A 7,928-nucleotide genomic window follows, 5' to 3' on the forward strand; every position below is an offset into this window, starting at 1 on the left:
CCGTATGAACAGAAAAACTCCAGTTAATGAGAAAATCCAGCTCTCGTGAGAAGTAGCTGGATTTTCAGTGCACCCCCCGGGACTTGAACCCGGAACCCACTGATTAAGAGTCATGTCTGCCGAAAATCAGTATTTCTTACTTATATATTACTCAGTGAGTCTGACATTTCCTAGGTCAAACCCTTCGTTCACCAAAATCTTCTGGGCAGATTGAATCATTCGCTGCCTGGTGACTTCTCCAACGATTTCTTTTATCAAGCGTGGCTGGCCGAAGTCACGCTGAGAAGAATGACGCCACCAACGATTAGTGCGATAGCTAGAATTCGACCAAAAGTCACTGGATCATTGAATGCCAATATTCCAAGAATCGCAGTTCCAGCTGCTCCGATGCCTGTCCAGATTGCGTAAGCCGTTCCAACTGGAAGAGTCTTCAAGGACCAGCTAAGTAAGTAGAAGCTAAGCCAGGCACAAACTGCAAACCCTATGCTGGGCCACAATTTACTGAATCCATTTGAGAACTTCAAGAATGTTGCAAAGCCAATTTCAAATAATCCAGCGATAAGGACTGCCAGATAAGCCATTATGTTCCTCCTCTAAATTTGTATGATTATTGTGCAATATTTTGGTTTCAATACAAAGTCCCTGCAACGCAATCCTGAAATCTCGCTACTTTAGAGGGCAACTGATTCCGTATCAGTGAGATGGTCTGACATTTATCCACTTTGTGCCTGCAGTATCCTAGGAGAATGATTCACCACATTAGCATCGGAGTTTCGGAGATCGAAGCCTCCAGTATCTTTTACGATGCGATTCTGAAGCCCTTGGGCTACATACGAGCATTCGAGGATTTACGTCCAGGTGAGAAGCACCAGGCAATCGGGTATGGAAATGAAGTCAATGAGGATAAGTTCACAATAAAAGAGCGTTTCTCAACTGAGTTGTCGCCAGGGCCTGGTTTTCATTTGGCGTTTACAGCCCCCAGCAAGGAAGCTGTTGACGAATGGCACAAGCAAGGCATTGCGATGGGTGGCACAAGCAAGGGAGAGCCAAAAATCTGGTCAGATTTCGGACCAGGCTACTACGCTGCTTATCTCACTGACCCAGATGGTTGGCAAATAGAGGCTGTCTACAAGAATTTGTAATTCCTTCAAAACTTCTTCCCCCGATAGGACAACTGATTCAGTATCAGTAGGTCATTACTGAAATTGGAGACTTGATCTCTAGGTGGGAAGGCCCAAAACATAAGAAAATCCAGCTCTCGTGAGAAGTAGCTGGATTTTCAGTGCACCCCCCGGGACTTGAACCCGGAACCCACTGATTAAGAGTCAGTTGCTCTGCCGATTGAGCTAGAGGTGCTTTTTGCTGCCTAACTGGCAACAGTTCTAAACAATACCACTTGCGCTAAATGGTTCAAAACTTAGCGAAGGTGTGGGTCGGGGCAGGTAGCAGCGTAGGGTCTTCAAGAAAATCTGGGCTTCAGGAGAGACTTATACTTAATTCATGAAGACACTCAAATCCAACCAAAACACCATTCTTACTGTTGCTCTAGTCGCACTAGCCATAGCATTTGGAGGTTGGGGATACTCTTTAGGCGAGCCAGCCTCCTCACATACCAATCTCACTGAAGAAGTGGTGGTGTTGGGAATACTGGGTGCGATATTGCTTTCGTTGCTGGTGGGTCTTGGGATCAAGGGCAAGCCAACTGCGCTGATCAATCTAAATCGATTGCTGGCTTGGCCGATGGCCTTCGGATATATCTTTGTGCACTACGCCTATCACATGGAGCATGGTCAGACGGGCGGACTTATGGCGCTAGACATTGTACCGAGGGTGTTTTTCCTGGTTTCTTTTGTCTGGATTGCATTCCACGCGGGCGTTGCTTATAAAACCTATGGGGCTCCTTGGAAGCTAAAACTAAGAACTGCTAACGACTTTTACATTGCCTCGTCTTGGCTTGTGCTAGTAATCACCATTCCGGTTTTCTCGATACCAGCACTTGGTGCCATGCCAATTGCGATGGCTCTGGCTTGGGTTGTCTTTGCACCGCATCTAGCCATAAACGTATTTCACATGTCCAAGCGAGTGCCAGTTTCCAGCATTTCCGAAGGAATTGGACCTTGGGTAGTTAGTGGGGTCTATTTGATTGCCATACTAAACGCCGCCGTCATGAGTTTTCCAAAGAGCTAGTGGTTACTAAGTTCAAAGGCGCCATAATCGAGTGGCGCGGACCGTCACCTTTTTACTTCGTTCCAGTCCCTGATGTGCCAAGCAAGAAGATTAAGGCTATGGCAGCCCAGCTAACTTATGGCTGGGGTGTGATTCCAGTGCTTGGGAAGATCGGAAAGACTGAGTTCTCAACGGCTTTTATTCCGAAGGATGGTCTCTACTACTTGCCCATCAAGAATGCAGTCCGGTTTGCAGAAAACCTAGAGGTCGGAGCTGAGGTTACTGTGTCAATCAGCGTTGGTAGCTAGTAGCGGAATTAGCGACGAATCACTGTCATTTTCATCCTGATTTCCTATTCGTTTTAGTAGCTTATCGGTAGCAATAAGTGTTCCACCAAGCACGGCAGGTATCCCTCCGCCTGGGTGAGTTGATGCTCCAACCCGCCAGAGCCATGGACGAAGAAATGATGAATGTTTGGGCTGGTGGAGTGGCCCAGACTGCCAAATCTTTCTAGCCTCTCCGTAGAGCGCTCCCCCAGTTGCACCCCAACCAGAGAAGTACTCTGGATCTAGAATCTGGAATTCACCAAAATACTCTTTGATGTTCTTGGGTAATCCCATCACTTTGCTTACTCGCTCCAGCTCACGCTTAGCGAAGTCACTGTTGATGTCATAGTGCTTGCCATCGGCGGGAGCTGTAATCAAGACGGCTACTGTGGATTTCTTGTTTGGGTAGATGTGCCCTGCCTTGTAGTAATTGACAAACACCATGGACTGCTCTGGCAGCTCTTTGTTTCCAAGAGATTTATGCAGCGCCGCTGGGTCATCAGGCATGATCACCGAGTGGGTCTTAGTGCCTTGTGGTAGGTCTTGCTCCAAAACCGCATAGATCGCTACCCCAGAGCAAGACATCTTGCGGTTTTGCTCTTGTGTTTTCTTGCCAAGCGATCGATCCGTCACCTTGGCATCCAGGCTGGAGATTACTAGATCTGCCGAATAAGAGCCTTGGGTAGTTGTGACCTTACCTTTGGAGATTGAAATTACTTTTTCATTGAGTCTTATCTCAACCTCTGCGTGACGGGCTAACTTTTCCAAAGTAAGAGGAATTTCGTTCACGCCACCAACTGGAACAAGCACCTGCTGGGTTGCCATCACGGCGGGCATTGTTGCAAATAGTGCCAAGGTACTTTCTGGGGCAACACCGGCGTTCAATGTGTGGATTGAAATGACTTCTTTGAGGCCTTCCGGTAACCATTTCAAACCATCTAGGTAGCTTTTGGTTGTGAGTCTCAGCCCGTAGTTGGAAACAAGCTTGCTAACAGCCGGCACGGCCTTTGGGCTCATAGAGGTATTGGTCAAAAGAGTCGTGATCTCTTTATCGAGCTTGCCGTGAATGGCTTCGAAGCGGTTCCAGCTCTCGTGCCATTTGTTGCCTGGCTCAACCGGAAGCAAGCACTTATCGCCTTTATAGAAGTATTCGCCAACCTCGGATAGTGGTTCGAACTCTATTGGGGCGATTTGGCTTGCTTTTATAGAGGTATCTCCGAGGTTGTCGTATCTACGAAGAAACTCTTTCCAAACACCTGGAAAGGTAACAAGAGCTGGGCCGGTGTCCATGCGTTGGCCATCAACAATGATTCGCTTTGACTTGCCACCAATCCAGTCGGAGCCTTCGATGACTTTTACCTTGTGTCCGGCTTTTGCAAGCAGGGCGGCTGTTGCCAGGCCGCTGATGCCAGCGCCGATTACAACAATAGATTTCTGGCTCAAGGGTAAAGACCTAAGACCATGGCAGAAACAAGCTGAACTCCGGCTACCGCTCCTGCAATGTATGGGAAGGCGATCGAAAGCCGATATAGCTTTCGACCAGTTTCAGGAACTGGTTTTCTAAAGATGGCAACAGTCAAGTAGCCGGCGATAACTGCGTTGACTACTGCTACTGGAATGTTTACAAGAGCAAACAAGACAGTGGAGATTAGCCACCAGAAACCTACCCAGTAAGCGCTTCCTTTGGTGCCAAGCCAAACAGCGGTTGTCTTGATGCCAACGAAGCTATCTTGGGGAATATCTTGCACAGCATCAAAGGTGTGTTTGGCCATGGACCAGACCATGAGACCAATGGCTGCAAACCACTGTGGCTCGTGACCAAAAGCCAATGGAATGAAAACTAACGGGAAGGCGTAATCGGTATTGCTAACCGAGTCCCAAACAGGTCTGGCCTTGAACCTAAATGGCGGTGATGAATAGAAGTAGAAAAAGAGTCCATAGGCCAATATCCAGGCCATGGCAGCCGGTGGCACCGTGAAGGCAAAGTAGATCAAGAACGGGATGTTGGTTAGTGCTACTGCTACAAAGATTGGCACCACTTCACGGGGGCTGATTTTGGCACCTTCCATGCCGCCCTTGCGGGCATTTATATTGTCGGTTTCCTGATCGAAGATGTCGTTTATGCCATAGATCAACAGATTGAAAGGGAAAGTGACCCAAATAAGGAAAGGAATGATGTCCCAGCGCCACAGGTCCCCGCCAAGCCACATAGCAATAACCGAGGTGCCTATGGTGTTGATCCAAAGCACTGGACGAGAGATTTGAATCAACCGCAGCAACATTCTTCAAGCATAATCGCTGGCCACCACAACCAATTTGGGTGTGGTTTAGACTTTATTAACACCCCGAATTCACCCCACTGGAGGATAAATGGCTGAGGCAAAGAGGCTTGAAGTTGGCAACAAGGCTCCCGATTTCACACTCGTGAATCACGACGGAACCAAGGTAAAACTCTCCTCGTTCAAGGGCAAAAAGGTCATTGTTTACTTCTTTCCAGCTGCACTGACACCAGGTTGCACCAAGGAAGCAGAAGACTTTAATGAGAACCTAAAGGCTCTAAACAAAGCTGGCTACGAGGTGCTTGGAGTCTCCCCAGACAGCGTCGAAAAGATGCAGAAGTTCCAGAAAGCTCACAAACTCAAGTTCGCTCTGCTGGCTGATCCTGAGCTAACTGTTCACAAAAAGTATGGCGCCTATGGCACCAAGAGCATGTATGGCAGGACCTACGAGGGTGTGCTGCGATCAACTTTTGCGGTGGATGAGCAAGGAAAGCTAGAGCTTGCTCTATACAACGTCAAGGCCACCGGTCACGTCGATAGCCTTCGCAAGCAGCTGGATATTTAGTTCGTTAGATCCCCGTCAGTTTCCTCGTTGGTGGCTGCAACCACCTGAGAGTTAAACAACAGAAGAACTACTATTCCAGAAACTAGAACTAATGCAGCCCCAAATAAGCGACTGGTTCCGGTTTCTGCGATTGCACCAGCTCCGACAACTGCTTGAAGTAATTGCCAAAAGAATGCTGCACTTCTTGCCCATCGCTTTTTGTTCAATAGTCCTCTAGAAAAAGTCAATACCCAGACCGTCGCAGCTGCTGCTAGCACCAACAAAAACACTTCTGAATAGATGCTCTGAAATTGTCCCGAGAATAATTCAAAAAGTAGTGTGAAAAAAACGGCCGCTAAAACAAGGGCTTCGGCTACTAGCAAAACTAGGACAATTTGGACCAAGGCTGGGGCCTTGCGAAAAGGTGTCATTTGGGCTCCAAAGTTGGGTATTTACAAACCGCTACCAGTATGGAACGATTAGATACAGAACACGAGTTACGCACATAAGCGTAAATCACAATTTTCGACCTCACCAACCTAAGTGAGAGTTTGTATTGCCCGTCTTGGCTATGGGGGCCAACTGATAAAGGATTATTCGCATGGATATGCAGTGGCTAAACCAGTCTCGATGCCTCAATGAAGACCCTGAACTGTTTTTTCCAGTTGGAAACACGGGTCCTGCGGTAGATCAAATCGAGCAGGCTAAGGCAGTTTGCCGCCAGTGCACCGTGACAGCCGAATGTCTCGAGTATGCAATCAAGGAAAACCAGGACACCGGGGTATGGGGTGGCCTGAGTGAAGACGAGCGTAAGTCTCTAAAGCGAAAGTACGCCAGGGCTCGTCGCGCCAGCTAAATCGGAATGCTGATAGCGACCTTCGTGCCGCCATCTTTCGGTGAAAACCAACTAATCTTCCCCCGCAATTCACCCTCTATTAGGGTCTTTATTATCTGAGTTCCAAGGCCTTTGCCGATGGCATCTTTTTCAAATCCAACCCCGTTATCTTCGACCTCAATGGTTAGCTGCTTGGCAGTTTGCCTAGGAGTAATAAGTATGCTTCCGCCGTGCTCACCCAGTCCGTGACTTGCGGCATTGGTAACAACTTCGGTCAGGGCAACAGCTAATGGTGTGGCAAGCGCGCTATCCAACTGGCCGAACTTGCCCTCAATTCGAAGCTTGATCTCTCTCGATGAATCGGTAGCTAGCTCCCCCACAAGACGCATGCTTGATTCAAATACCTCGTCGAAGTTCACTTCGTCGGAGAATCCTTCGGCCAGTGTGTTGTGTACCAGGGCAATAGCTGAAACTCGGCGGATTGCTTGTTCCAGTGCTTCTTTAGCTTCGTCGCTGGTGGTTCTGCGCATTTGAATGCGCATCAAGCTGGCAACGGTTTGTAGATTGTTTTTCACACGGTGGTGAATTTCACGAATGGTGGCGTCTTTGGTAAGTAGCTGCTGCTCTTGGCGCCTGAGTTCCGTAATTTCGCGACAGAGAACTATTGCTCCGGTTCGAGCACCAGATTTCATAAGCGGAATAGCTCGAACCGATAGCGTTACATCTTTTGATTCCAGATCTGCACGCCAGGGAGCTTTGCCGGTAAGAACTAAAGGTAAGGACTCATCGACGGTGGATTGCGCTTTGACAATCTTGGTGGCTACCTCTGCAAGAGACTTTCCTTCAATTTCACCTTCAATACCTAGGCGGCTAAAAGCCGAAAGCCCGTTGGGGCTAGCAAAGCTAACGTTGCCATCAACATCGAGTCTTAGTAAGCCATCGTTAGCTCTTGGCGCACCGCGTCTTCGCCCCGTAGGGGAAGAGTAATCGGGGAAGGTTCCTTCGGTGATCATCTGAAGTAGTTCTTTGCCGCAGCTGACGTAATTTAGCTGAATCTTATTTGGGGTTCTACTTTCAGAAAGATTGGTATGCCGGGTGATAACCGCAATTGGGCCAGTGTTGTCTGCTTCCAGAAGAGTTTCTTTTTGTACGGGAATGGCGCTAAATCTTGTGGGTAAGCCAGCTACGGTATCGGAGCTTTTTTGCTCGACAATCTGAGCGGTCTCGAAGGCTTGCTTTACTGTTGCCAGCCACTCTTTGCGAATGGGTTCACCACTGATGTCGCGATAGAAAACCGTTGCCGCACTCGAAGGTCTGGCGTGACCGGCGGCAACGAAGCTGCCGTCCTTGGTTGGGACCCAGAGCACCAGGTCTGCAAACAATAGGTCGGCAACCAATTGCCACTCCGACTGCAACCTAGTGAGCCATTCGATGTTCGCCTTATTCGGGACACCGTAATCGCTTATCAGTTGAGAAAGTGTAGACACCTAACCGAGTTTAGCCACCCGCGCATCGAGGGCGCCTGGCCTATCCAGGATTGCAACCTTGGTAAAGATACCAACGGCGGAGCGAAAGCCACCTGAGCGCCCACCACCTAACATTCCGAGCCTTGTCGCCTGATCAAGATGAACTGGGTCATCAGGCAAAAATGCCGCTGCCTCGATTGCACCAAGACCGGCAAGGGTGGTCTTGATCTCGGACTTGGCCTGCGAAATAACCGAGTTTCTAAGTCGATTTACTATCAACTTTGGTTGCTCGGTTAGTGACAACAGGCATTG

At 48.7% G+C, this 7,928-nt stretch carries 11 protein-coding genes and 1 tRNA gene; 5 read left to right on the forward strand and 7 right to left on the reverse strand.

Annotated elements, in window-relative coordinates:
- Nucleotides 1-254 precede the first annotated feature (254 nt).
- Nucleotides 255-581: a DMT family transporter gene (locus tag AC9UES_RS05800; RefSeq protein WP_509527537.1), complete on the reverse strand. Its 327-nt coding sequence runs from the start codon at nt 579-581 to the stop codon at nt 255-257.
- A gap of 165 nt (nt 582-746) precedes the next feature.
- Here AC9UES_RS05800 and AC9UES_RS05805 point away from each other — a divergent pair, with 165 nt between their 5' ends.
- On the forward strand, nt 747-1,142 hold the full coding sequence (locus AC9UES_RS05805; protein WP_509527540.1) for a VOC family protein: 396 nt from the start codon (nt 747-749) through the stop codon (nt 1,140-1,142).
- Between the two features lie 141 nt (nt 1,143-1,283).
- On the opposite strand, the gene AC9UES_RS05810 is transcribed toward AC9UES_RS05805, so the two are convergent.
- Nucleotides 1,284-1,356: transfer RNA gene (locus AC9UES_RS05810), tRNA-Lys, on the reverse strand.
- A 144-nt stretch (nt 1,357-1,500) separates the two neighbouring features.
- Here AC9UES_RS05810 and AC9UES_RS05815 point away from each other — a divergent pair.
- Together AC9UES_RS05815 and AC9UES_RS05820 are read left to right on the forward strand one after the other, a co-directional pair.
- Nucleotides 1,501-2,187 (forward strand): hypothetical protein, encoded by a 687-nt coding sequence (locus tag AC9UES_RS05815; protein ID WP_509527543.1) that lies wholly within the window; start codon nt 1,501-1,503, stop codon nt 2,185-2,187.
- Entirely contained in the window at nt 2,187-2,474 is a 288-nt protein-coding gene (locus AC9UES_RS05820; RefSeq protein ID WP_509527546.1) for a DUF1905 domain-containing protein, read from the forward strand. The genes AC9UES_RS05815 and AC9UES_RS05820 overlap by 1 nt, the downstream gene beginning before the upstream one ends.
- On the opposite strand, the gene AC9UES_RS05825 is transcribed toward AC9UES_RS05820, so the two are convergent.
- Together AC9UES_RS05825 and AC9UES_RS05830 are read right to left on the reverse strand one after the other, a co-directional pair.
- On the reverse strand, nt 2,454-3,935 hold the full coding sequence (locus AC9UES_RS05825) for a phytoene desaturase family protein (protein ID WP_509527549.1): 1,482 nt from the start codon (nt 3,933-3,935) through the stop codon (nt 2,454-2,456). The two genes, AC9UES_RS05820 and AC9UES_RS05825, sit on opposite strands and share 21 nt — an antisense overlap.
- Nucleotides 3,932-4,774, reverse strand: a complete 843-nt coding sequence (locus AC9UES_RS05830; RefSeq protein WP_509527551.1) for a UbiA family prenyltransferase — start codon at nt 4,772-4,774, stop codon at nt 3,932-3,934. The genes AC9UES_RS05825 and AC9UES_RS05830 overlap by 4 nt, the downstream gene beginning before the upstream one ends.
- A gap of 88 nt (nt 4,775-4,862) precedes the next feature.
- On the opposite strand from AC9UES_RS05830, the gene bcp reads away from it, so the two are divergent.
- On the forward strand, nt 4,863-5,336 hold the full coding sequence (gene bcp / locus AC9UES_RS05835) for a thioredoxin-dependent thiol peroxidase (RefSeq protein WP_509527553.1): 474 nt from the start codon (nt 4,863-4,865) through the stop codon (nt 5,334-5,336).
- Here the strand turns inward: bcp and AC9UES_RS05840 are convergent.
- Nucleotides 5,333-5,746 (reverse strand): hypothetical protein, encoded by a 414-nt coding sequence (locus AC9UES_RS05840; protein ID WP_509527555.1) that lies wholly within the window; start codon nt 5,744-5,746, stop codon nt 5,333-5,335. The genes bcp and AC9UES_RS05840 overlap by 4 nt on opposite strands.
- A 176-nt stretch (nt 5,747-5,922) precedes the next feature.
- Here AC9UES_RS05840 and AC9UES_RS05845 point away from each other — a divergent pair, with 176 nt between their 5' ends.
- Entirely contained in the window at nt 5,923-6,171 is a 249-nt protein-coding gene (locus AC9UES_RS05845) for a WhiB family transcriptional regulator (protein WP_509523653.1), read from the forward strand.
- Here the strand turns inward: AC9UES_RS05845 and AC9UES_RS05850 are convergent.
- A complete protein-coding gene (locus tag AC9UES_RS05850) occupies nt 6,168-7,637 on the reverse strand; it encodes a sensor histidine kinase (RefSeq protein WP_509527557.1) in 1,470 nt (489 codons plus the stop codon). The two genes, AC9UES_RS05845 and AC9UES_RS05850, sit on opposite strands and share 4 nt — an antisense overlap.
- Nucleotides 7,638-7,928: hypothetical protein (locus AC9UES_RS05855; RefSeq protein ID WP_509527560.1), on the reverse strand; the 291-nt coding region annotated here is incomplete at its 5' end.

The organism is Rhodoluna sp., assembly GCF_044232805.1.
Lineage (GTDB): Bacteria > Actinomycetota > Actinomycetes > Actinomycetales > Microbacteriaceae > Rhodoluna.

Excerpts from the sequence above, each read along its gene's own strand:
- AC9UES_RS05800 (WP_509527537.1), bottom strand. The coding sequence starts at position 581 with ATGGCTTATCTGGCAGTCCTTATCGCTGGATTATTTGAAATTGGCTTT.
- AC9UES_RS05805 (WP_509527540.1), top strand. The coding sequence starts at position 747 with ATGATTCACCACATTAGCATCGGAGTTTCGGAGATCGAAGCCTCCAGT.
- AC9UES_RS05815 (WP_509527543.1), top strand. The coding sequence starts at position 1,501 with ATGAAGACACTCAAATCCAACCAAAACACCATTCTTACTGTTGCTCTA.
- AC9UES_RS05830 (WP_509527551.1), bottom strand. The coding sequence starts at position 4,774 with ATGTTGCTGCGGTTGATTCAAATCTCTCGTCCAGTGCTTTGGATCAAC.
- bcp (WP_509527553.1), top strand. The coding sequence starts at position 4,863 with ATGGCTGAGGCAAAGAGGCTTGAAGTTGGCAACAAGGCTCCCGATTTC.
- AC9UES_RS05840 (WP_509527555.1), bottom strand. The coding sequence starts at position 5,746 with ATGACACCTTTTCGCAAGGCCCCAGCCTTGGTCCAAATTGTCCTAGTT.
- AC9UES_RS05845 (WP_509523653.1), top strand. The coding sequence starts at position 5,923 with ATGCAGTGGCTAAACCAGTCTCGATGCCTCAATGAAGACCCTGAACTG.